The sequence below is a fragment of the Mucilaginibacter sp. P25 genome (assembly GCF_050859465.1).
GTDB lineage: Bacteria > Bacteroidota > Bacteroidia > Sphingobacteriales > Sphingobacteriaceae > Mucilaginibacter > Mucilaginibacter gossypii.
Map to the genome: position 1 here is coordinate 3,060,590 of NZ_CP193937.1, position 23,973 is coordinate 3,084,562.

General features: G+C 42.9%; 21 protein-coding genes and 2 pseudogenes. 14 read left to right on the forward strand and 9 right to left on the reverse strand.

Annotated features, from left to right (window positions below):
• Positions 1-5: 5 nt before the first annotated feature.
• Both ACRQ5D_RS15740 and ACRQ5D_RS15745 read left to right on the forward strand, forming a co-directional pair.
• Complete coding sequence (locus ACRQ5D_RS15740; protein ID WP_091172543.1) at positions 6-1,499, forward strand: NADH-quinone oxidoreductase subunit N; 1,494 nt, start codon at positions 6-8, stop codon at positions 1,497-1,499.
• A gap of 148 nt (positions 1,500-1,647) precedes the next feature.
• Positions 1,648-2,901 carry an ammonium transporter gene (locus ACRQ5D_RS15745; RefSeq protein ID WP_431200795.1) on the forward strand — a complete coding sequence of 418 codons (1,254 nt, stop codon included), beginning with the start codon at positions 1,648-1,650 and terminating at the stop codon, positions 2,899-2,901.
• A gap of 232 nt (positions 2,902-3,133) precedes the next feature.
• Here ACRQ5D_RS15745 and ACRQ5D_RS15750 read toward each other — a convergent pair whose 3' ends face one another.
• Genes ACRQ5D_RS15750 through ACRQ5D_RS15760 form a run of 3 tightly spaced genes read right to left on the reverse strand, consistent with a single transcriptional unit; the run spans position 3,134 to position 5,446 of the window.
• On the reverse strand, positions 3,134-3,445 hold the full coding sequence (locus tag ACRQ5D_RS15750) for a dihydrofolate reductase family protein (protein WP_432329475.1): 312 nt from the start codon (positions 3,443-3,445) through the stop codon (positions 3,134-3,136).
• Entirely contained in the window at positions 3,438-4,172 is a 735-nt protein-coding gene (locus ACRQ5D_RS15755; protein ID WP_432329477.1) for a KUP/HAK/KT family potassium transporter, read from the reverse strand. Before ACRQ5D_RS15755 ends, ACRQ5D_RS15750 begins: the two co-directional genes overlap by 8 nt.
• Before the next feature lie 35 nt (positions 4,173-4,207).
• Positions 4,208-5,446, reverse strand: coding sequence for a KUP/HAK/KT family potassium transporter (locus ACRQ5D_RS15760; RefSeq protein WP_432329479.1), 1,239 nt, complete (start codon positions 5,444-5,446; stop codon positions 4,208-4,210).
• A 315-nt stretch (positions 5,447-5,761) separates the two neighbouring features.
• On the opposite strand from ACRQ5D_RS15760, the gene ACRQ5D_RS15765 reads away from it, so the two are divergent.
• From ACRQ5D_RS15765 to ACRQ5D_RS15775, 3 genes are all read left to right on the forward strand, one after another.
• Positions 5,762-6,370: an alpha-ketoglutarate-dependent dioxygenase AlkB family protein gene (locus tag ACRQ5D_RS15765; RefSeq protein WP_091172529.1), complete on the forward strand. Its 609-nt coding sequence runs from the start codon at positions 5,762-5,764 to the stop codon at positions 6,368-6,370.
• A 118-nt stretch (positions 6,371-6,488) separates the two neighbouring features.
• Complete coding sequence (locus ACRQ5D_RS15770; protein WP_176844540.1) at positions 6,489-8,468, forward strand: amidohydrolase family protein; 1,980 nt, start codon at positions 6,489-6,491, stop codon at positions 8,466-8,468.
• A gap of 173 nt (positions 8,469-8,641) precedes the next feature.
• The gene (locus ACRQ5D_RS15775; protein ID WP_091172525.1) at positions 8,642-10,549 is read left to right on the forward strand and encodes a class II glutamine amidotransferase; all 1,908 of its coding nucleotides are present in this window, start codon (positions 8,642-8,644) and stop codon (positions 10,547-10,549) included.
• A 227-nt stretch (positions 10,550-10,776) separates the two neighbouring features.
• Here ACRQ5D_RS15775 and ACRQ5D_RS15780 read toward each other — a convergent pair whose 3' ends face one another.
• Positions 10,777-11,397 (reverse strand): LysE family translocator, encoded by a 621-nt coding sequence (locus ACRQ5D_RS15780; RefSeq protein WP_432329786.1) that lies wholly within the window; start codon positions 11,395-11,397, stop codon positions 10,777-10,779.
• Between the two features lie 203 nt (positions 11,398-11,600).
• On the opposite strand from ACRQ5D_RS15780, the gene ACRQ5D_RS15785 reads away from it, so the two are divergent.
• The 3 genes from ACRQ5D_RS15785 (at position 11,601) to ACRQ5D_RS15795 (ending at position 13,640) form a co-directional block, all read left to right on the forward strand.
• Complete coding sequence (locus ACRQ5D_RS15785; protein ID WP_431199955.1) at positions 11,601-12,323, forward strand: MFS transporter; 723 nt, start codon at positions 11,601-11,603, stop codon at positions 12,321-12,323.
• Positions 12,324-12,346: 23 nt separating this feature from the next.
• On the forward strand, positions 12,347-13,075 hold the full coding sequence (locus ACRQ5D_RS15790) for a hypothetical protein (RefSeq protein WP_432329482.1): 729 nt from the start codon (positions 12,347-12,349) through the stop codon (positions 13,073-13,075).
• A gap of 94 nt (positions 13,076-13,169) precedes the next feature.
• Positions 13,170-13,640 carry a deoxycytidylate deaminase gene (locus tag ACRQ5D_RS15795; RefSeq protein ID WP_091172520.1) on the forward strand — a complete coding sequence of 157 codons (471 nt, stop codon included), beginning with the start codon at positions 13,170-13,172 and terminating at the stop codon, positions 13,638-13,640.
• A 60-nt stretch (positions 13,641-13,700) separates the two neighbouring features.
• Here the strand turns inward: ACRQ5D_RS15795 and cmk are convergent, their stop codons facing one another.
• Complete coding sequence (gene cmk, locus ACRQ5D_RS15800) at positions 13,701-14,378, reverse strand: (d)CMP kinase (protein WP_091172517.1); 678 nt, start codon at positions 14,376-14,378, stop codon at positions 13,701-13,703.
• A gap of 65 nt (positions 14,379-14,443) precedes the next feature.
• Between cmk and ACRQ5D_RS15805 the strand changes: the two are divergent.
• Together ACRQ5D_RS15805 and ACRQ5D_RS15810 are read left to right on the forward strand one after the other, a co-directional pair.
• Positions 14,444-14,557, forward strand: a pseudogene (locus tag ACRQ5D_RS15805) (alternative ribosome rescue aminoacyl-tRNA hydrolase ArfB); the annotation flags it as partial.
• Positions 14,558-14,582: 25 nt separating this feature from the next.
• On the forward strand, positions 14,583-14,861 hold the full coding sequence (locus ACRQ5D_RS15810) for a hypothetical protein (protein WP_432329484.1): 279 nt from the start codon (positions 14,583-14,585) through the stop codon (positions 14,859-14,861).
• Between the two features lie 155 nt (positions 14,862-15,016).
• Here ACRQ5D_RS15810 and ACRQ5D_RS15815 read toward each other — a convergent pair.
• A pseudogene (locus ACRQ5D_RS15815) lies at positions 15,017-15,975 on the reverse strand (lipid A deacylase LpxR family protein).
• A gap of 225 nt (positions 15,976-16,200) precedes the next feature.
• On the opposite strand from ACRQ5D_RS15815, the gene ACRQ5D_RS15820 reads away from it, so the two are divergent.
• Positions 16,201-16,632 (forward strand): DUF1801 domain-containing protein, encoded by a 432-nt coding sequence (locus ACRQ5D_RS15820; protein WP_091172507.1) that lies wholly within the window; start codon positions 16,201-16,203, stop codon positions 16,630-16,632.
• Between the two features lie 133 nt (positions 16,633-16,765).
• Here ACRQ5D_RS15820 and lon read toward each other — a convergent pair whose 3' ends face one another.
• Positions 16,766-19,240 carry an endopeptidase La gene (gene lon / locus ACRQ5D_RS15825; protein WP_091172505.1) on the reverse strand — a complete coding sequence of 825 codons (2,475 nt, stop codon included), beginning with the start codon at positions 19,238-19,240 and terminating at the stop codon, positions 16,766-16,768.
• A 367-nt stretch (positions 19,241-19,607) separates the two neighbouring features.
• On the opposite strand from lon, the gene ACRQ5D_RS15830 reads away from it, so the two are divergent.
• Positions 19,608-20,258 carry a tetratricopeptide repeat protein gene (locus tag ACRQ5D_RS15830; protein ID WP_090531867.1) on the forward strand — a complete coding sequence of 217 codons (651 nt, stop codon included), beginning with the start codon at positions 19,608-19,610 and terminating at the stop codon, positions 20,256-20,258.
• A gap of 21 nt (positions 20,259-20,279) precedes the next feature.
• Here ACRQ5D_RS15830 and ACRQ5D_RS15835 read toward each other — a convergent pair whose 3' ends face one another.
• Both ACRQ5D_RS15835 and gpmI read right to left on the reverse strand, forming a co-directional pair.
• Positions 20,280-20,804, reverse strand: coding sequence for a hypothetical protein (locus tag ACRQ5D_RS15835; protein ID WP_431199958.1), 525 nt, complete (start codon positions 20,802-20,804; stop codon positions 20,280-20,282).
• A 28-nt stretch (positions 20,805-20,832) separates the two neighbouring features.
• Positions 20,833-22,356, reverse strand: a complete 1,524-nt coding sequence (gpmI, locus tag ACRQ5D_RS15840) for a 2,3-bisphosphoglycerate-independent phosphoglycerate mutase (RefSeq protein ID WP_091172496.1) — start codon at positions 22,354-22,356, stop codon at positions 20,833-20,835.
• Positions 22,357-22,552: 196 nt separating this feature from the next.
• Here gpmI and ACRQ5D_RS15845 point away from each other — a divergent pair, with 196 nt between their 5' ends.
• Together ACRQ5D_RS15845 and nadC are read left to right on the forward strand one after the other, a co-directional pair.
• A complete protein-coding gene (locus tag ACRQ5D_RS15845) occupies positions 22,553-22,846 on the forward strand; it encodes a DUF4783 domain-containing protein (protein ID WP_431199960.1) in 294 nt (97 codons plus the stop codon).
• A 268-nt stretch (positions 22,847-23,114) separates the two neighbouring features.
• Positions 23,115-23,960, forward strand: coding sequence for a carboxylating nicotinate-nucleotide diphosphorylase (gene nadC, locus ACRQ5D_RS15850; protein ID WP_091172490.1), 846 nt, complete (start codon positions 23,115-23,117; stop codon positions 23,958-23,960).
• Positions 23,961-23,973 lie beyond the last annotated feature (13 nt).

Below are 23,973 nucleotides of genomic sequence, written 5' to 3' on the forward strand. Positions count from 1 at the left end.
TATAAATGCACGATCTGCTCCCCCATATATCAGCTCAGTTAACCAATGTTTTTGGCAGTATACCCTATTTCATGCCCGAAATTTATTTAACCGGGCTGTTTTTGGTAGTGCTGATAACCGACCTGATATTTGGGCGCAGATCTGTAAAGCTTTGTAAAATTATAGCCTGTACGGGCTTGTTACTGGTGCTGTTTAAAGACCTGCAGCAGGTAGCCCTGATCCTTGACGGCGATCATGTTATTTTCGGCAGTATGTTACTGCTGCGTAGGTCGGCGGTATTTTTCAAGATCATTATCGATCTGCTATCGTTTATCCTGCTATTGAATTTTACCTGGGATGATAAGCTGAAGGCGCATCCAAAAGGCTTATCAGACCTGTATACCATTTCCATAGCATCTATTTTAGGTCTGCATTTAATGGCCATGGCTATTAACCTGCTTTCTGTTTATCTTGCCATCGAGATGGTATCCATAGCGTCATACCTGATGGTGGCTTACCGGTCTGAAACTGCTTTGAGTACCGAAGCTGGTTTAAAGTACGTACTTTTCGGCGCGGCATCATCGGCTGTCATGCTATACGGGATCTCGTTACTGTACGGCTTCAGCGGCTCGCTCGATCTGCTGGGTATTGTAGCCCGGTTGCCTAATGTAAATCCGGTGAGTGCTTCATTTGCTTTAGTACTGGTGCTGATTGGCATAGGGTTTAAATTATCATTTATGCCGATGCATTTTTGGGTACCCGATGTTTACCAGGGAGCGCCCACGCCGGTTACTGCATACCTGTCAACCGTACCCAAGATAGCAGCTTTTGCATTGCTGGTAAATGTGATGCCTTTGTTCCTTTTTTCGGCCGACTGGAAGGGGATTGATTTTAGTATTGTTTTATCAGCCATTGGTATCGTTACCATGATAGCCGGAAATTTTGCGGCCGTTTTGCAAAGCAACGTGAAAAGGATGCTGGCCTATTCAAGCATCGGCCATACCGGCTTTGCTTTAATGGCGGTAGTTACCTTTAATTTACAGGGCTTATCATCATTAACCTATTACCTGGCCGTTTACGCGCTGGCCAATATCGGGGCGCTGGCACTGGCATCATACTTCAGCAATATTGTGGACGCTGAAGAGGTGGAGGCTTATAAGGGCCTGGGCTTAAAATACCCTGTAGCCTCGGTTTGTTTTGTTATTATCCTCATTTCTTTAACAGGGATCCCGGTTACTGCTGGGTTTACGGGTAAACTATTTGTGTTTTCGGCGGCTTACAGCGCCTATGAGCAAACACACAGTATCTGGCTGTTGTCGCTGATGATAACGGGCGCTATAACCACGGTGGTATCGTTGTTTTATTACCTTAAAATTCCTTTGTATTTATTTCTGAAAAGAACAGAAAATGCTGAAGTTGCCAGTGAAAGATCTTATAATTTACTTGTTTTAGCTATTATTATTAGTTTTCTGCTCGTTTTATTGGGGATTTTCCCGAATTCTATCCTGAAATATCTGTAGTAGTTGTTTTTTTTAACAAAAGTCAATTATTTTCTTTTGTTTTTAGAAAAAACACTAACTTTCATGCCGATTTAAAACATATTTTTTCTGAATAAATGAAGAGGTATTTCCCTTTTTCCTGATCTTAATTATACTTTCCCTTACTTTCATTTTTCCGTCGGTTGATTTTAAGGATTCCGGTCATCCCAATTTTAATACGGGCGATATAGCCTGGATGCTGATGTCGACGGCGCTGGTTTTGATCATGACACCCGGTCTTGCGTTTTTTTACGGGGGAATGGTTAATAAGAAGAATGTGATCTCCACCATGCTGCAAAGTATTATTTGTATGGTGATCATTACGGTAATGTGGGGGATCTTTGGTTTCAGCCTGGCCTTCGGCGATAGCTTTTATGGCCTTATCGGTAACCCCGGAACTTATTTCATGATGAAGGGCATGTTAGGTAACGCCACCTGGAAAGCCGCTCCAACCATTCCGTTGTTATTATTTGCCATGTACCAGTTAAAATTCGCCATTATTACCCCGGCGCTTATTACTGGTGCATTTGCCGAGCGCATCCGTTTTAACTCGTATATTATTTTCCTGGTACTGTTTTCTATTTTCATATTCTCGCCGCTGGCGCATTGCACCTGGCACCCTGATGGCATATTGGCCAAATTTGGTGTGCTTGACTTTGCAGGTGGTACGGTAGTGCATATGTCGGCCGGATGGGCTGCCCTGGCATCGGCCTTATATTTAAAACGCCGTAACGAGGCTAATCATTCTCCGGCACGGATTACCTACGTAATGATAGGTACGGGCTTGTTGTGGTTCGGTTGGTTTGGTTTCAATGCCGGTTCGGCTTTTGGCGCAAACGCTTTGGCGGTTACCGCTTTGGCAACCAGTACCACTGCTTCGGCAGCTGCAGGTGTTACCTGGATCTTTTTTGATATGCTGCTTGGCCGCAAACCATCTGCAATGGGTACCTGTATTGGCGCTGTTGTAGGTTTGGTGGCTATTACACCTGCCGCCGGCTTTGTATCGGTGCCGCACTCGCTGGCTATCGGTATCATATCGGCTGTGGTGAGTAACCTGGTTGTGGAATGGCGTACCCGTACTTCTATTGATGACACGCTTGATGTATTCCCTTGTCACGGCGTTGGCGGTATGGTGGGGATGCTGTTAACCGGCGTATTTGCCAATCAGCATGTAAATGCTAATAATACAACAGGTAACGGTTTGTTTTTTGGCGAGACACACCTGTTCCTTGTACAGTTGGTAGCATTAGTGTGCGTATCGATATTCGCATTCTTTGGTTCATTATTATTGTTAAAGATCACCGACATGATCTCGCCGTTAAGGGTATCGGCCGAAGAAGAAGAACAAGGTCTTGATATCAGCCAGCACGGCGAAAAATTATAATCACGTATTTCCAACCAATCCAATAAATCTAATGAAATTCCCGGCCGCAAGGCCGGGTTTTTTTTGTTTTAAAGGGTAGTGAAAAATATTAACGCGGGTTCAAGCGCCCATTATTGAATGGCTTTTTAACAGGAGCTTACACGCTCCCTGATATTATGGTAGGCGTGACGCCATTAGGGAGAAAAACTTAAAAACCTCCTCTCGAGAACGGGCGCGGAGGAGGGAGCCTTTTTTACGCCCTGGTATAATAAAGCAAAGCCGCACCACAGGCAAATGGTTCACAATTCACCAATTTTAACTCTAAATCATTTTTTAAAGGGTTAAAGGTTTGTTGTCCGTTACCAATCTCAGCAGGGTTTACAAGCAAATAAAACTCATCAACCAAATCATGTTGAATTAAAGATGATACAAACGAATCTCCTCCATAAACAAGGATGTCATGAGCGCAAAAGGGAGAAAAATAAAGCCCCTCTTTGCGAAGCAAAAAGGGGCAACACGTACAGCGATGTAGGGGAGTTAATACATAGCGGTTAGCGCTACGCAAAAACTTTCTTACCCATACCTTCAACCGCTTTATGCGTAACCGGGTCAACCCTTTTTATGTGGATATTATTAACCGGTTTTACCACCAGCGGAATCTTTTCAATTCGTGTTTCACTGGTATCAAGTCCAAAAGCTTTAGCTTCTGACTGGGCCAGTTTTTTAATGGCAAAATAGCTGTTGAGGATAAAGCTCTCCGATACGTTGAACACGTTATTGTACGACAGGAATTTCTCCATGATCACAAACCTGAAATCGGCAGCCATATTGTATTGTTTTAATGATGGGTAATTGCTGGAGATATCAATCTCGCCACGTTCAACCATATCTTCAACTACTTTACGGAACAATACGTTTACCCGCGGCTGGATCCTGAAGCCCAAACGGAATTCTACGCGGATGACTTTGCCCGGCTCAATTTGGTCAACACTGTACTCCATCGTGTATGGCTCGTCGGTACGTTCAATGTGCACAAACCAATAGGTGTCGGCACGTTTAGGACGGCGGCTCATGATGGAGTAGATGATCTTTTCTTCAATTTGTTTGCCATTATTGGCTTTGGTAAGATAGATCAGGTGCGTAGCGTATTTGTTTATGGTAGTATCATTGCTCAGTGCGTTTAGTAAAGGCAGTTTCTCCTTGATGTCGGTAAAATGAAGGAAGCGGTTATTGATTTTACGGGCTTTAAACCAGGTGTACATCGTAAAGATCAGACCAACTTCAAATCCCACAAAAAACAAACGTTTTAGTATTTTAACCGCGTTCGCTACAAAAAGGAGAATTCGACGGTTACAAATAAGCACAGGATAATGGTAACCAGCCATACAGGCCAGTGCTTTACATAGCGCATAAAGTAATACATTAAAATGGTAGTGCTAAGCATAGCAATGGTGATGCTGAATCCGTAAGCAGCCGTCATTGCGCTTGAGGTACGGAAATAGAGCGATACCAGGATGCAGCCGATACACAGTATCCAGTTGATGCTTGGAATATAGATCTGCCCGCGGATATTTGACGGGTATTTGATGGTGATCCTTGGCCAAAAATTCATGCTTACCGCCTCACTGATTAGCGTAAATGAACCACTGATTAAAGCCTGGCTGGCAATAATGGTTGCCAGTGTAGCCAAAGCTATCGCAGGTAGCAGGAAGAAATGGGGAACGATTTCAAAGAAAGGGTTAACGCCGGTAAAGTTCTTACCCGGTGCTTGTGACAGCACCCAGGCGCCCTGCCCCAGGTAGTTTAATATCAGGGTTGTTTTCACAAAGATCCAGCTTACCTGGATATTGCGCCTGCCGCAATGGCCCAGGTCGGAGTATAGGGCTTCGGCGCCAGTGGTACATAAAAATACCGCGCCTAACAACCAGAAGCCTTTAGGATGGTCCATCAGTAAATGGGCGCCATAATAAGGATTGAGAGCTTTAAAGATAGATGGGAAATGTGTTATCTGTATAGTGCCTAATACGCCCAGCATAATAAACCACAGCAGCATAACCGGCCCGAATGCCGAACCGACCACCTTGGTGCCAAACTGCTGAAAAAAGAACAGCAATAAAATGATGCTAATTACAATAATGAGGATCAGGTTGTTGCCGGGGACAATAACGGTTGAAAATGCCGGTACTAAATTTAAACCTTCAATGGCCGAGGTTACAGAGATGGGTGGGGTAATGATACCATCGGCAAGCAAAGTACCTGCGCCAATTATAGCAGGAATAGCCAGCCATTTACCGTAACGTCTTACCAGTGCGTATAATGAAAAAATACCGCCCTCGCCTTTGTTATCAGCCTGCAGCGTAATAACGATATACTTGAAAGTGGTTTGCAGTGTGAGTGTCCAGAAGATACAGGAGATAGAGCCTAATACCAGCGCGGGGTTCACCTTACCGCCTTCAACCAACAGGGTTTGAAAAACATAAAGGGGAGAGGTACCGATATCGCCAAAAATAATGCCGAGGGTAACGATCATACCCGCGAAAGTGAGTTGCTTAACGTGCGAATTCATGAAATGTATAAATTGTTAGGGGAAAAAGAGGAGATGATACCAGCTGCAATGAAGGAACTTATTGTCCGTTTTGTAAATTTTGCTGTAGCAGCGATAAACAATGCCATCGTAAATTTATTTTGTATTGTGAGGCCGCATGGCCAATAAACATGCCACAACGTTTTTTGCTTTATTTACAGGCTTGTGTTATAGGAGTTTATCAAAATGAGAAAGATTTTCTCAATATGAGGAAAAGCTATCAAAATGATAGGTTTTATCATTCTGATAGCAGAGTGGCCCATCGTGTTTTATGGTATGTAATACAGATATTTGAACATGGATCTATTCAATAATGACCAGCTGAACCTGTTTGGTGCGCCAAAAAACTTATTGCCTTTTGATGGAGAGGTATTGCTTTATCCCCATTTTTATAAGGAAGATGTATTTACGCGGCTGGTTGAGGAAACACCATGGAAGCAGGATAAAATGAAGATCTACGGCAGGGAAGTGAACTTCCCACGGCTTACGGCCTGGTACGGAGAGCGCGATGAAGTATATGTATATTCAGGTGTGGTAAATGTGCCGGTTAAGTTTAGCCCGCTGCTTAATAGCATTAAGCAGGCGGCGGAGCAGCAATGCGGTCACCGGTTTAATACAGCGCTGCTTAATTATTACCGTGACGGCAGCAACAGTATGGGCTGGCATAGTGATGATGAAAGCGAGCTTGGCGGTAACCCTGTAATCGCTTCGGTATCATTTGGCGCTTCGCGGGTTTTTCAGTTTAAGCATAAGCGGCAAAAGAATGCTAAAGTATCTGTCGTACTTAACAACGGCGATCTGCTGATCATGCAGGGGCAAACGCAGCATCACTGGCTTCACCAGGTACCCAAAACAAGCAGGATGCTGGGGGCAAGGATTAATATAACGTTTAGAAGTATTGGGTGAAGATTTTTTGCTTTGATGATGTGGTTGGTCAGAAGGCGCAATTATGCGTCCCTGCACAAAAAAACTGTTTTGTAACATCCCAAACAAACCGTTATCTTACATTAACATTACTGACCTTATGAAAACATCTTTATTATTATTTGCCGCCTTTTCGGCCTTAATAACAAACGCCAATGCACAAACCGATTTGCCAACCGATAGCGGTACCTTTTTTCTGCATAAGTTTGAGCAACACATTGGTAAGGAAACCTATTACGTGCACAAGTATAAAGATGCTGTTCATTATAATATCGATTTTAAGTTTGTTGACCGCGGTTCGCCGGTGCCGCTTACTGCCGAGTTGAAGGTGAACCCCGTAGCCGATCCACTGGAATTGACTATAAAAGGCAATACTTCAAGATTTTCGACCATTGATGATAAAATAACTATTCGCGGAGGCGAAGCTGCAATCAGGGTTAACGATTCATCTTATACACAAAAAGTACTGTCGCCCAGCTTCCCGGTAGCGGGCTATTCGCCGGGCACTGTGCAGCAGGTGCTCATCCAGTATTGGAATAAACATAAACAACCTGCAAGCATCCATACACTGCCATTTGGCGCGGTACAGATCAAAAAAGCAGGTATTGATCAGCTTAAGTTTAACGGTAAACCGCTCACGCTTAACCGGCTCACCATAAGCGGACTGGTTTGGGGTAACGAACTGGTTTGGACTGATAATGAAGGTAAACTCATATGCCTGATAACTAATGACGCGGAGGGTGACAAACTGGAAATGATGCGGGTACCTTACGAAGAACTGTTACCGCAGCTCATCAGTAAGGCGGCTACTTATGGTATGGAGCTATTTGCGGAAGCGGCCGCACCAACAGGTAAAGCAGATAAGATAATAGCTATTACCGGTGGCAACCTAATTGATGTAAACACCGGTGTAAGCATCCCCAATGCCATTGTTTTGATAGAAAACGGCATTATTAAACAAACGGGCAAGGTTGGTGAGGTTAAAATACCGGCAGGGGCTAAGCTTATTGACGCCAAAGGGAAAACCATTTTACCAGGCTTGTGGGATATGCACTCGCACTTTGAACAGGCAGAGTGGGGGCCGGCCTATCTTGCAGCAGGTGTAACTACTGTGCGCGATTGTGGTAACGAATTTGGTTATATCAACGCTATAAAAACCGCTATTGATGGCGGCAAAGGCGTGGGCCCCAACATCATTAAAGCTGGAATTATTGACGGCAAAGGGCCTTATGCATTGGGGATTATCCAAGCGGATACTAAGGAAGATGCTATAAAGGCAGTAGACCGTTATAAAGAAAATGGCTTTCAGCAGATCAAGATCTATAGTTCGGTTAAACCGGCTATAGTTAAAGTTATTTGTGATGAGGCACACCGATTGGGTTTAACCGTAACAGGCCATATCCCGCAGGGCATGACCCTTCAGCAAGGCGTTGATTCGGGGATGAATATGGTTAACCACGTACAGTATGTGTATTCAATCATGAAACGGGATAAGGACAGGTCGGTTATTTTCGATGATTCGGTAAGTATTGCGGCTATTAAGTTTATAAAAGACCATCATGTGGTAATTGATCCCACCATAGGTGTTTTCGAGCTCGCCTTCCGTAATGTTAAGGATGATATAACCAAACTGGAGCCCAACTATTATACCCTGCCGCTGCCGCTCCAGGCATTGTTTAAAAACATGGGCGAAGAACCGGAAAAGGCCGCTAAGCTGAAACCTTTGTATGAAAGCATGAAGAAAACCGTTAAGGTATTGCATGATGCCGGAGTTACTATTGTTGCAGGCACAGATATGGGGTTCCCCGGCTATAGTCTTGACCGCGAACTTGAATTATATGTTGAAGCCGGTCTTACCCCGGCGCAGGCTATCAAAACAGCAACGATAACACCGGCAATGGTGATGGGGCTTGATAAAACAACAGGTTCGGTTGAAGCGGGAAAGCAAGCCGACCTTGTTATTATCGATGGTGATCCGCTGCGTAATATCAGGGAGATCAGGAAAGTATCGGTAGTAATAAAAGAAGGCCGGATCTATGACCCGGTTAAGCTGCATCAGATGGTTGGGTTTAAGAAATAGGTGTGTGGTTTATTGGGTTGATTATGTTAATGTCTGGTTTTCAGTGCGATAGCTACTCATTAAATCAATCATTCACCAAGTCAACCAGGCAATCAATAAACTACTAATTTATGACAATAGATTTTACCGATACTTCATTTTAAAATGATACCTTTGCAGCCTCATTCCGAATCATGAGCGATCAGATTAAACATGAATGCGGTGTGGCATTTATCCGCTTACTAAAGCCACTATCTTATTATCAGAAAAAGTACGGAACTGCACTGTACGGCCTGAACAAACTTTATCTCTTAATGGAAAAACAACACAACCGCGGCCAGGATGGCGCAGGTGTTGCTACCATTAAACTGGATATTGAACCGGGCAAAAGATACATTAGCCGTCACCGCTCAATGGCCTCAAATGCCGTTGCCGACATTTTTGAATATATCCAAAAGAAATTTGCGGACATTCAGAAAGAGACCCCCGAAAAAATGGCGGACGCTGAGTGGCTTAAAGAACATGTGAGCTTTACCGGCGAGGTTTTGTTAGGGCACCTGCGTTATGGTACCCACGGCAAAAACAGCATTGAAAGCTGCCACCCGTTTTTGAGGCAAAACAACTGGATGACCCGTAACCTGGTTATTGCCGGTAATTTTAACATGACCAATGTTGATGAATTACTGCAACAACTGTATGCATTAGGTCAGCATCCAAAGGAAAAGGCCGATACGGTTACTGTGCTCGAAAAAATAGGCCACTTCATCGATACTGAAAACCAGGGCTTGTTCGATCAGTACAAACGTGAGGGATTAGATGATAACATGGAGATCAGTAAGCTTATAGCTAATGATATGGATGTTGCCAAGATCCTCCGTAAATCGGCCAAGAACTGGGATGGCGGTTATACTATTGCCGGGATCCTTGGCCACGGAGATGCCTTTGTAATGCGCGATCCGGTGGGTATCCGTCCGGCATTTTATTATTATAATGATGAGATCGTTGTTGCAGCATCTGAACGCCCTGCTATCCAAACGGCATTTAACGTGCCGATGGAGGAGATCAGGGAAATTCGCCCCGGCCATGCGTTGATCGTTAAAAAGAATGGTAAGATAACCGAGGATATGTTCAGTGAGCCAAAAGAAAAGAAAGCCTGTTCTTTTGAGCGGATCTACTTTTCGCGCGGCAGCGACTCGGCCATTTACCGTGAGCGTAAGCAATTAGGTCGCCTGCTTTGCCCGCAGATATTGGATTTTGTTAATCATGACATTAAAAATACGGTATTCTCTTACATACCCAACACCGCCGAAGTTGCCTTTTATGGTATGGTTGAGGGTATGCATAAGTATGTAAAGAAATATCAGTACGAAAAACTGCTTGAGCTTGGAAGCGACATTACCGAAGAAAAGCTTACCGAAATATTACAGGTAGCCCCAAGGGTTGAAAAAATAGCCATTAAGGATGTTAAACTGCGTACTTTCATCACCCAGGACGCGGATCGCAGCGAAATGGTGGCCCACGTATACGATACTACTTACGGATTGATCAGAAAAGGCACCGATACCTTAGTGGTATTGGATGACTCTATAGTTCGTGGTACTACACTGAAACAAAGTATCCTGAAAATTCTTGACAGGCTTGGCCCTAAAAAAGTAGTTGTGGTTTCATCTGCTCCGCAGATCCGTTACCCCGATTGCTATGGGATTGACATGTCACGTATGGGTGAATTTGTTGCATTTGAAGCTGCAATCAGTTTGTTAAAAGAGATGGGCAGGGAAGATGTGATCCTGGATGTTTATCAAAAATGTAAAGACAGCCAGAAACTGCCTAAGGAAGAAGTTGAAAACTATGTGAAAGAGATTTATGCCTTGTTTACCGATCAGCAGATCTCTGACCGTATTGCGCAGATCATCACACCTAAAAATGTGAATTGTGAGGTACAGGTAATTTATCAAACCTTAGATAACCTGCACATAGCCTGCCCTGATAACCTGGGTGATTGGTATTTCAGTGGTGATTACCCAACCCCGGGTGGTAACAAGGTTGTTAACCGCGCCTTTGTTAACTGGATGGAAGGTAAAAACCAAAGAGCTTATATGTAATGCCCCCTTACCCCCTAAAGGGGGAATGATATACGAGGCGATGAGTTTTTCATCGCCTTTTTTGTGTTTTAGGATTTTTTATTAGATGTGTGATGTTATGCTCATCTTCCGTCATCCCGAACTTGTTTCGGGATCCCATAAGACAAGCCGTCGGTTGCTTAACATAGAGGAGACTAAGCGTGTGGGGTGCCGAAACAAGTTCCGCATAACTGTGATTGATTGATAACCTACGATCCCGCCGGCGCTGCAAATACAAAATGTGTAACCAGCTTATCAATCAGCACCAATGAGGCGATAATAAGAGCAATACCGGCAACCTCATTTAAACGGTGAATAAACTTAACCGAAATACGTGCCCGGAGCTTATTGGCATAAAAAGCTTTGAGGGTATCCATACCAAACTGTATGATGAGTATGGTAAGGAACATGACAGCTATATGAAAGGATCTGTGCGGTGTACCTACCAGGAATGTAGTACTGGCTGCACCGATCACCACCGTCCAGTGGAAGAGGAGGGTAGGGTTAAAAATGCACATCAGGAAACCTTTAAGTATGTAACCAAAGCGGTCGGCGCCTGATGGTACTTTATTTTCATAATTGATCTCGCTTTTCTTGAACATGTAATATAGGCCAAGCGCGAATAATATGGCGCTGCCTACAACGCCTGCTATAACTTTGGTATGGTCAGATACATCGATATATTGCGAACCAAACAGGATTGCGCCCACAAAAACCACATCGCTGCAAACCACACCAAGGGCAAGCGAAACACCGGCATGAAACCCTTTTTCGATACTGGTTTTAATGAGCGCAAAAAAACCGGGCCGGTAATAAATGTAAGTACTAATCCAAACCCGATACCCGAAACAATGGCTTTTATCATTAAGTTAAGCTTTGTTCTTTTTTGAACATTGCGAATATGCAATTTTATCTCATAAACAACGAAAGTTAAAATTGTGATTTAATTTATTTAAAAAAGAGGTGAGACTTTTACCAAAATTGAATTATGTTTAGAGATTCAAAAATCAAATTAGTACAACCTATTTTACAAATGGAACAAAACGACAAAAAAAATTACGGGTCGGCGTTGCTCACGTTAATTACCGTATTTTTCTTCTGGGGCTTCGTGGCCGCAAGTAATGACATTTTAATACCCGTATTTAAAGAAAAACTAAGCTTAGCACAATGGCAATCACAAATGATTTCATTTGCCTTTTATTTAGCTTATACTGTTGGTTCAATTATATACTTCTTTGTTTCAAAGGCAAGTGGCGGCGATATCTTAAATAAGTATGGTTATAAGAATGGAATTGCTGCCGGTCTTATTTTATCCGCTTTGGGTACATTATTATTTTACCCGGCTGCCGAAACAGCTTCATTTTATTTGATGATTACGGGTTTGTTCATTGTTGGCTTAGGTTTTTCGCTTCAACAAATTGCTGCCAATGCGTTAGTGGTAGCACTTGGTGATCCTAAAACAGGTGCACAACGCTTGAGCTTAACCGGTGGGGTAAATAATTTTGGTACTACTATTGGGCCGCTGTTGGTTAGTTTGGCAATATTTGGCCAGGTTGGCGGTGCTACGCACGTAGCAAGCATCAGCGCTGTTAAATTTCCATACCTTATTTTGGGTGCTTTATTTTTAGTAGTTGCTGTTATCTTCAAATTCTCATCTGTTCCTAATAAAATAGCTTCAGTAACGGATGAGGATGTGATCAGCTCCCCAACAGATATTTCAAAAGGTGTAAAACCTGTCGGTAAAAAAGCGCGCTAAGCTATCTGCAATTATCATTGGGTATGATAGCAATATTTGTTTATGTTGGGGTTGAAGTATCGACGGCAAGTAACCTGCCGGAATTTATGAAAGAAAAGCTCCATACTGAAACGGGCAATATTGCTCCTTTTATATCTCTTTATTGGGCAAGTTTAATGATAGGCAGGTGGACAGCCTCAATAGGCGCGTTTAATCTTGCAGGTGGTGCTAAAAAGATATTAAGAGTTGTAATGCCTTATATTGCTTTTGCAGTATTCCTCGCCGTTAATAAGCTTGCGCAGCATGATGTTACTCCTTTTTATATATATGCGTTTGTCATTGTTGTATTGATCGTTGCCGATTTGTTGAGCCGCGGCAACCCCGCCCGTCAATTATTAATATTCTCGGGCTGTGCAATTACCGCTTTGTTCATAGGTATGTTATCAAGCGGCATGGTTAGCGTTTTCGCGTTTATTAGTGTTGGCTTATTTTGCTCAACATTATGGCCATGTATCTATACGCTTGCTGTAACTGGTTTGGGTAACCATACCAACGAAGGTTCAAGTTTCCTTATCATGATGATTATGGGTGGCGGTTTCATAAGCTTATTACAAGGTTATTTGGGTGGTCCGGACCTAATCGGCATCCAATGGTCATATTTAGTTGGTGTTGCTTGTTTTGCCTACCTTGCATTTTATGCAATTAAAGCTAAAAGTGTATTAAAGCAGCAAGGTATCGACTTTGATACTGTTGAAGTTAAAGGCGGACATTAATATTTAACCAGTCACTAATCATTATTGGGTCATTAAGTCATTTTTAAATGAAGTAATGACCCAATGATATTTAATGACATAATGATTTTAAACTATGAAACCCAGCTTTGATCAGATTTTTATGAACCTGGCCACTGATCTGGCCGAGCGGTCGCATTGTGTTAAAGCACATGTTGGGGCGGTTTTAACGCGTGATACGCGGATTATTTCCATAGGCTATAACGGTCCGCCGGCTGGAACACATAATTGTGATGTGGAATGGCCCGAAACAGGTTGTGCGCGCGATTCAAAAGGCAGCTGTTCACTTGCCCTGCATGCCGAAGAAAACGCGATACTTTATGCGGTAAAAAACGGGGCACGACTTGAAGGCGCTACGTTGTATACCACGCTGTCGCCATGTTTGCCTTGCGCAAGGCTCATCTATTCGGCGGGTATAACCCATGTGTATTACGATAAATCTTATGCCGAATACAAAGGCCTGGCAAGCGATGAAGGGGTGGATTTTTTAAACAGGTTTGGGGTTAAGGCGGAGAAGTTTAAGCAGAACCATGATTCACTTGATTAAGGGATTTCTTGATAGGCTTTAAATATCAAGAAATCCTTAAATCCTAAAAATCATGGTTCATTACTCCGCAATAAACGGTTCAATATGGCTTATGGCAAACATCAATTGCTCATCCTGGCTTAGGTCGGTGTTGTCTAATATAATGGCATCTTCGGCGCGGGTAAGGGGGCTTTCCTCGCGCGTGGTATCCTGGTAGTCGCGGTGTGCCAGGTTATCAAAAACCTCTTCTAAAGTAATGTTAGGGTTGGTTGGTAATAACTCTTTATAACGGCGTTCGGCGCGAATCTTTGGATCGGCAGTCATGAACAGTTTCACCTGGGCATCAGGGAATACTACCGTACCGATATCGCGGCCATCCATAATAATATTTTTAGAGCGGCCTAAACGCTGCTGTTGCCTTACCATGGCTGCGCGCACTTCTTTTATAGCTGCTACCGAGCTAACTTTATCAGCAACGTGCATCTGGCGAATCTCTTCAGACACGTCCTCTTCATTTAAGGTAATAAAGGTTTTATGGTTTTGCGTATGAAAATTAAGATGGATATTATGCAACGCGTCCGCTATCTGGGCATGATCTTCAAGATCAATATTATGCCTTAAAAAGTATAAGGTTACGGCACGATACATAGCGCCGCTATCAACATAGATAAAATGAAGCTCTTTTGCTAAAGCTTTTGCCAGGGTGCTTTTCCCGCACGAAGAATAACCATCAATGGCTACTACGATATTGTTGTTCATAGAGCTGCTAAAATAGCAAATTATTAGCAAATGGCCCGATAGCGGTAACTCAATAAGGCTTATTTTTGAAGATGAATTTTAACAAAGCCGATCTCCAAAAGGAAACGAGCTACAAAACATCAAGAAGCGGGGGAAAGGGCGGCCAAAACGTAAATAAGGTTTCGAGCAAGGTTGAACTGTTATTTTCAATAGGTCTCGTCCGCTTTGTTTAACGATGAGGAAAAGCTGCTGCTAACCGAAAAACTGCAGAACAGGCTTAACAAAGATGGTTACGTGCAGGTAATATGTGATGAAGAGCGAAGCCAGTATCTCAATAAAGAAAAAGCAATTGAAAGGTTAACAACGCTGCTAACAAAAGCCCTTCAAAAGCCCAAAGTGCGTAAACCCACTAAAGTGAGTAAAGCCGCAAAAGCGGCAAGATTGGACAGCAAGAAAAGGCAATCGGTAAAGAAGGAGAATAGGAAAAATGATTTTGGTGAGTAGTTAAGCGAACTCTCTAAAGCTATGTCATTGCGCAGCGTGGCAATCGCATACTCTACAGAGTGGCAATGCTTCCGTGCGATTGCTTCGTTCCTCGCAATGACATGATGGTTCAGGTAGCGGTTCTTCTAATCACTAACCTCCAACCTCTAATCTCTTTACTTAAATCTGTAAAGCCCGGTAATTGAACCCCATTGGTGCGAGCGGAGCATTTCCTTAGTGTCTTTGGTATGGAATATTGCCGCTATATCAAAAGCGAAACGGCTGGTTGTAAAAGCTACACCTACCTGTTGGCTAAATATAAACGGTTTCTTTTCTGAAACAACTTCCAGGCTGTTTGGGTCGTCATGTTTGCGGAACAGGCTGCCCTGGATGGTTGCATCATAACCAACCAAATTGGCTAAGGGCTTGTAGTAAAAAAAGATCTCGTGCTTGTGCAGTAATTTTTCCTCACCGCCGGTTGATACCGTACTTTGGGTACTGATGGAATTGAATAGCTGGTTGAAATTTCCCAGGCGTACCATCCCCCGGCGCCAGCGCCGGTAAAGCCGTTACCCAGGTTGGCATATGAGCTAAAGCTCAGGTCAATCCATGAGGCACGGGCCAGCAGCTTATTATACTCGGCCGAAAGATTGAGCTCTAAATCATTTTTGACCTGGTATTGCCAGCCGTTAAGTTTGTAAAAACCGAAAGTATTGTGAATAAGTTTCTGCACAGGTTCGCCTCCCGCGGCCGGGCCTACCAGGCCTATCTGGGCGCCAAGCTTCAGGTTACTTTCGTTTTTGTACAGCAAGTTAAGTGTTGAGCCTATATAAGTATAAGCAGCAAACGGCCTGTCAATATCAAATGGTCCGCGTACAAAGCCCGATTGGGGGTTGAACATTTTTTGCCCTAACTCAAATCCTAAAACTTTGTTTTGGAGTGAATTTTCGGACGGTTTTACGGTTAACGCCTTTCGGTAGTAAAAGAAAATACCATTGGTGTAATACCTGTCAGATCCCTGACCAAGGAACGAATCATTGTCAGTTTGAATACCAAATTCATGACCGCGGGTTTGTGCAAATAAGCAGGTAGCGCTTAGCAGGCATACCAGTGTTAAAAATAGTTTATTAGGCATTGGGGTTTATATAGGATAATAGTATATATGTGCGCTAATATATAAAAAACCCGATGCAAATAAAGCAGTTATAAATTTAGGGGTATTACGGTTTGAAATTTGATTGATGAGTCAACACAAAGAGAAAAGTATAACGATAAAAGGTAAAAAGAATGAATTAGGGTTTTACTAAAAATAAAACGAAATTTAAAAAGACATGCAAACAACCCATAATCCCATATTTATATGAACGTGCAGCAACAAACCGAAGAGTATATTGCCAGCCAACCTGAACCCAAACGTGGTGATATGCAAATTTTACATAGACATATACTTCAAATATTACCGGGATGTAAATTATGGTTTGAGGATGGTAGAAACGCTGAAGGCCGGATTGTTAGCAACCCTAACGTAGGATATGGATCTTACACCATAAAATACGCTAACGGAACAACCAGGGAGTTTTTTCAGGTTGGTATGAGCGCCAACACTACGGGGATTTCTATCTATATCCTGGGTATTAAGGATAAAAAATATTTACCCCAAACATATGGAAAAGAGATAGGCAAGGCCAGCGTGACAGGGTATTGTATTAAGTTCAATAATTTAAAAGATATAAACATTGATATACTTGAAGTGGCAATAAGGGATGGGGTTGAGATTACAAATGAAAATTAAACTTCGAGCCGCGAACACTATTTTAAGTTGGGCATTATGTTTCGATACCTTGTCATGAAGAACTTCTAAAACAAAAAAGTTTTACAGCGCATAACTGTAAAACTTTTGTTTTATGCCAGAAAATAGTCCTGCTTTAGTTAATTGCTGCTTTCTCGTCTTCTTTAACGGTAAGATTTATTGGATTTTTAACCTTTTCATTAAGCAGGGCCAGCGTTATCACGTCCCTAATATCGGTAACGTAATGAAAGCTAAGGTCTTTGATGTAATCTTCCTTAATTTCCAGAATATCTTTTTGGTTCGATTTGCACAGGATGATCTCTTTTATGTTGGCACGTTTTGCAGCCAGGATCTTTTCTTTGATACCGCCCACAGGCAAAACCCGACCCCGGAGGGTGATCTCGCCCGTCATGGCCAAATTGGGCTTTACTTTACGCTGTGTAAATGCCGAAACCAGTGCTGTAAGCATGGTAACACCTGCCGACGGGCCATCTTTAGGGGTAGCGCCTGCCGGTACGTGTACATGCACATCCCACTGATCAAACAGTTTAGGGTTGATGTCAAAATCGGCAGCATGAGCGCGCAGGTAAGCGAGGGCTATAGTTACCGACTCTTTCATTACATCGCCAAGGCTGCCTGTAAGTGTTAAGCGGCCTTTTCCGGGGCTTAAACTGGCTTCAATGAACAGGATGTCGCCGCCTACAGAAGTCCAGGCCAGGCCTGTTACAACGCCTGCTACGTCATTGCCTTCATAAAGGTCTTTATCAAAAATAGGTGCGCCCAGTATCTTTTCGATATCTTTTTTACTTACAACACTGTTGTAAGGCTCTTCCATGGCTATGTTCTTAGCCACGCCGCGCACAACCGAACCTATCTTTTTCTCCAGTGAACGTACCCCCGATTCGCGGGTGTAATCAACTATCACCTTTTCGATAACATCTGCTTTAAGACTTACATCTTTTATTTTTAAGCCATGTGCTTCGCGCTGTTTAGGTACAAGGTGTTGCTTTGCTATCTCAATTTTTTCTTCAATGGTATAGCCGTTCACTTCAATGATCTCCATCCTGTCTAACAAGGCAGGTTGGATAGTGCTCAGTGAGTTGGCAGTAGCTATAAACATTACGTTTGAAAGGTCGTAGTCCATTTCAACATAGTGATCAGAGAAGGTGCCGTTTTGCTCGGGGTCAAGTACTTCAAGCAGGGCCGACGATGGATCGCCCCTGAAATCGTTGCCTACTTTATCTATCTCATCCAAAATAAATACCGGGTTTGAAGCGCCCGCCTTTTTTATCGACTGGATAATGCGGCCCGGCATAGCACCAATATATGTTTTACGGTGACCGCGGATCTCGGCTTCATCACGGATACCGCCTAATGCCATGCGTACATATTTACGGCCTAAAGCCTTGGCTATTGATTTACCCAGCGATGTTTTACCAACTCCCGGAGGGCCAACCAAACAAAGAATAGGCGCTTTCATGTCATGCTTCAACTTAAGCACAGCCAGGTATTCAATAATACGTTGTTTTACCTTATCCAAGCCAAAGTGATCTTTATCAAGGATTCTTTGCGCACGCTTAAGGTCAAAGTTATCTTTGGTAAACTCGTTCCATGGTAAATCAAGCAGCAGTTCAAGATAATTGATCTGAACCGAGTAATCGGCTGCTGCGGGATTGGTACGGCTCAGTTTTTCAAGCTCTTTGTTAAAATGATCTTTAACTTCCTTTGCCCATTTCTTTTTGATGCCACGCTGGCGCAGGCTCTCAATTTCCAGGTCGGGCGTATTGCCGCCCAGTTCTTCCTGTATAGTTTTTAGCTGCTGGTTAAGGAAATAATCCCTTTGCTGTTTGTCAAGGTCAACGCGTACTTTGGTCTGGATCTGGTTTTTTAATTCCAGCATTTGCAGGTCGAGCGTTAAATGCTCAAGCACAAGGTTGGCACGTTCGCGCAGGTTGGCAATTTCAAGCAGGTGTTGCTTAGCGGTCATATCAGCGTTCATATTTGATGATATGAAGTTGATCAGGAACGATGTGCTTTCGATATTGCGGATTGCGATCCCTGCTTCACTCGGGATATTTGGCGAAAGCTGGATAATATTCATGGCCATATCCTTAATGGATGATACCATGGCTTTAAACTCTTTATCTTCCTTGATTTTTATCTCATGAAAGGGCTCAACTGTGGCTTTTATATAGGGTTCGCTCTGTACTTCTTCTTTTAAATAAAAACGTTTTTTGCCCTGGATGATAACGGTGGTGTTTCCATCAGGCATTTGCAGCATTTTTATAATGAGTGCTATAGTGCCAACTTTGTTAAGCTGGTTAAAAGTAGGGTCTTCAATCCCCACATCCTGTTGCGAAACCACCCCAATCATGCGGCTGCCTTTATTAGCATCGCGGATTAGTTTTATTGATTTATCCCTGCCAACTGTAATTGGGATCACAACACCCGGGAAAAGTACAGTATTGCGCAAGGGTAAAATAGGCATTACATCGGGCAGTTCCTCATTATTCATCTCCTCCTCATCTTCCGATGACATTAGCGGGAAAAATTCTGAATCCTCGTTTATAACCGGTAAAGCATTTTTAAAATCAAACGGATCGAAATTCATTATTATATTTTAGTAGAATAAAACGTCATGTTGTCAGCCTGTAAGATAGTTTCCACTTCAATTACAGGTTAAATTGCGATTATCAATCGCACATAACTATGGTTCAAGAGCTGTGCCAAGTTACGATAATAAATAGCAACAATTAATCTGGTGATTTAACGTACTGGTTACATGTTTGTTACAAATTTGTAAAACGAATTGTAAATAAATAAGATTTTATTGGTAAAGATGAAAAAAGTCATAGTATCGCTTTGCTTAAATTATTTGTACGTGTGAAAAATTTTATATAAAACCACAATATGGCATAATAATTTAGGATATTAATAGTTAATATTATACCATTTTTGTTTTACCAGTAATCCGTTTAATGAAGTTATCAGTTATCCTGCCCCTTCTGATCATGTCTTCGCTCGAGTCGGCTATAGCACAAAACGCTTATGTACGGCTCGGCCAGCAGGCGCTCATGGATGGCGATTTCCGTTCGGCGGTGTCACACCTGGAAAAGGCGTGCATAACTGATTCAACAAATGCAAACGCTATGTGGATGCTGGGCTACTCATACTACCACAGCGATAACTACAAAAAATCGATACTGGCATATACCAAGGTAATTGCCGTAAAGCCGGCAGATGCTACTGCTTATTATTACAGGGCAAGGGCAAAAAGCTACCTGGGGAGAGACAGCCAGGCTTCGGCGGCGGATAAGGAACTATACCTGTTAGGCGCTATTGTGGATCTTACAAAGGCCATCTCTATTAACAGCGATCTCAGGGATAACAAATACTACCAAAACAGGGGCATAGCTTACCGCGACTACGGTATGTTTAAATTGCAGGCGACATCTCGTTTTTATGACAAAGCAAGGGGAATAAACTCGTTAAAGGCTTCAGTTGCCGATCTGGAAAAAGTACTGGCAGATAATCCGGGCCGCATGGACATTTCCGCACTGATCGATCAGTCAAAAGAGAAACTCATCCAGGCTACTACAGGGGTTAATACTTTAGTGAAGCAGCACTAAAATCCGGTTAAACTTTCTCTTTTACCTTTTAGGCAGGGTTCCCTGCACCTTGTAATCGTTCCGGCCCATCAATTTCACATGTTGCGTTTTTTGGATCAGGTAAAGTGAATCGGGAAAATAACTCAATTTTTCGTTGGTTTCGTACAGTAGGTTTTTGGTGTGGTTATAGATCAGGATCCACGCCACTTTATCGCCGGCTTTTTTGATGATGATGCGACGGGTTTTAAGCTCGGGGGTACGGGCCTTATAAATAATAGCGCTATCGCTTGTACTAACTGCATAACTGTTTTTCCAGGCCGGGCGGTTAATGTCCGACTGGATAAACAAATTAAGCTCCTGGTTCCAGTTGCCAATGTGTACTATTTTGGTTTCGGTAACGCCATTGTGGGTAACCGTTTTGTTTACTGCGGGGTTTAGCCTGGTAAGCCGTGCCGAATCGGCCCTGAAAAATTCTTTCAGGTCAAAGTAAACCAGTTTGGCACCGCTTTGCCTGTTATCGGGCCGGCAGGAATATAAATTTGCTATTAACAATAAAAAGCCGCCCATCAGGGCGGCTTTGCTTATGTTTTTTGGATTACACCAATACATTACCAGTCATTTCGGGAGGGATGGCAACACCTAATATACTTAATATGGTTGGCGCCACATCGCCCAGTTTTCCGTCTTTTACCTCTTTAACATCCTTGTCAATCACGATACATGGTACCAGGTTGGTGGTATGTGCCGTATTGGGCGACCCATCTTCGTTGATCATGTAATCGGCATTGCCATGGTCGGCCAGGATAATAAACGAATAGCCGTTGGCCAAACCTGCTTCAACAACAGCTTTGGTGCAGCTGTCGGCAGTTTCGGCTGCTTTAACCACCGCGCTAAAAACACCGGTATGGCCAACCATATCGGTATTGGCAAAGTTAAGGCAAACAAAATCAGGCCAGCCGGTTTCCAGTTCCGGGATAATGGCATCACGGATACCGGCAGCACTCATCTCAGGCTGCAAATCGTAGGTGGCAACCTTTGGTGATGGTACTAATAACCTTTTTTCGTTGGCAAACTCTTTTTCCCTGCCGCCCGAAAAGAAGAAGGTTACGTGCGGGTATTTTTCGGTTTCGGCAATCCTGATTTGTGATTTACCTGCATTTTGCAGGATCTCGCCCAAAGTTTTGGTCAGATCTTCTTTATTGAAAACAACCTGAACATTCTTAAACGTTTCATCATATGGTGTCATGGTGATGTAACGGATAGCCAGCGGGTGCATGTTGTATTCGGGGAACGACTTTTGAGTTAACGCGATACTGATCTCGCGGCCCCTGTCGGTCCGGAAGTTAAAGCAGATCACTACGTCGCCATCTTTAATAACGGCTAAAGGTTTACCTGCGTCATCAACAGCAACTATCGGTTTTACAAACTCATCGGTAACACCTTCAAGGTAGGAGTGTTTGATGAGCTCGGTAACGTTTTGGGTTGATGTGCCAATGCCATTAACCATCAGGTCGTAAGCCAGTTTAACACGCTCCCAGCGGTTATCACGGTCCATGGCATAGTAACGGCCTATCGCCGAAGCTATCTTAGCGCCGGTACCTGCAATATGCTCTTCAAGTTCGGTAACAAAGCCCAAACCCGATTTAGGATCGGTATCGCGGCCATCTAAAAAGGCATGGATATATACATTGTTAACGTCCAGCTGTTTTGCGGTGTCGCAAAGGCCTTTCACGTGACGAATATGCGAATGTACACCACCGTCAGATACTAAACCGATAAAGTGTACATCTTTATTGTTTTGTTTAGCGTATTCAAACGCATCTTTCAATACGGGGATAGTTGGCAGCTCATTGTCATCAACTGCCTTATGAATGCGGCCAAGTTCCTGGTAAACCACGCGGCCTGCACCAAGGTTCATGTGACCAACTTCCGAATTGCCCATTTGCCCGGCAGGTAAGCCTACTGCTGTTCCTGAAGCTTCAAGCTTTGAATTTGGATATTGCTTAAGCAGGCCATCAACAAAAGGAGTATTGGCAGCCAGTATAGCGTTTGATTGATCGTTGCGGCCATAACCCCAGCCATCAAGTATTATTAGTGCGAGTTTCTTTTTGTTTTCCACAATGCAAATATAAAGGCAACTGGGTACTTTATATATAATTTTTTAATTTAGGTTAGCAGCCTGAAATAAAACTTAAATTATACTGTTAGTGTTTATTATACAGTTTTAATGAACACAGCTTTTTAGTTTATTAAAAAACGAGTAAACACTTAACCGCTCTTTGTAACTTTAGCACCCATTAGTACGTTATTATTGTATGAAATTAATATACCTGCCGTCGTTTATTTTTTTACTGCTGCTCCCATATGTCTCATCGGCAGATGCTATAGATAACGTGGCCAATCTTTTAAAAACAGGTAATACCAAAGAGCTTTCCAAGCTATTTGCCAATAATGTTGAGATCACCATTATGGAAGACGAGAATGTTTACTCGCAAAACCAGGCTACAGTTATACTGGATAAGTTCTTCGCCCGGAATAAGCCTAAAAGTATTAAGCTGTTACATAAAATAAATTCGGGGGTAATTATCATTTTGGTGTTTATATTTTGAATACAGATAAGGGCGAATTTCGGGTTGCAATCACCCTTAAAGACGCGGGTAAAGGTACTAACGTTGTTGAGCTGAAGATTGAGGATGAAAAGGTGAAATGACGTAGTTCATGGATCATAGTTAATGGTTCATAGCACCTGTTTGGAGCTGAACCGTTTTCATAGTCAGAGATTTGCCATGAACCATGAACAATGAACCATTATCTTTACCGTAATCAATCCCCCCATTTAAAAATTGTTGTTACTTTTGACACTCAAAAAGTACACAATTGGATAAAGAACTAATACACCAGTTTATAAATAATGCTTTAAGTGAGGATGTGGGCGATGGCGATCATACCTCGCTATCAACCATCCCGGCTGACGCTACCGGCAAAGCAAAACTTTTAGTTAAGGACGAAGGAATACTGGCCGGTGTAGAGCTGGCTGCCGAAATATTTCATGTGGTTGATCCAAACCTTAAACTTAACGTGTTTTTGCAGGACGGAGCCCCGGTTAAATATAACGACATAGCTTTTGAGGTTGAGGGCAATTCGCGCAGTATTTTGACCGCCGAGCGTTTGGTACTAAATTGTATGCAACGTATGTCGGGAATTGCTACAAAAACCAGGCAGATAGTTGATTTGCTGAAAGGGACTAATACTAAAGTTTTAGATACCCGTAAAACCACACCGGGGCTTCGTTATCTCGAAAAATGGGCGGTACGCATAGGCGGAGGCGTAAACCACAGGTTTGGTTTGTACGATATGATCCTGATTAAGGATAACCATGTAGACTATGCCGGCGGAATAAGACAAGCTATTGAAAGCGCTAATCAATATTTAACCGACAGTGGAAAAAAACTTGCCATTGAAATTGAGGTACGTAATCTTGATGAACTGGAGCAGGTTTTACAAACCGGCCGGGTTAACCGCATACTGCTTGATAATTTCAATTTTGATGACCTGCGGCAGGCTGTTGGTATAATACAAGGGCGTTATATTACCGAAGCTTCGGGCGGTATCACCATTGATAATATACGTGAATATGCCGATTGTGGGGTCGATTATATTTCTGTCGGGGCGCTTACTCATTCGGTTAAAAGCCTTGACCTTAGCCTGAAAGCCGTAAAATAGGGGTAATTAAAAC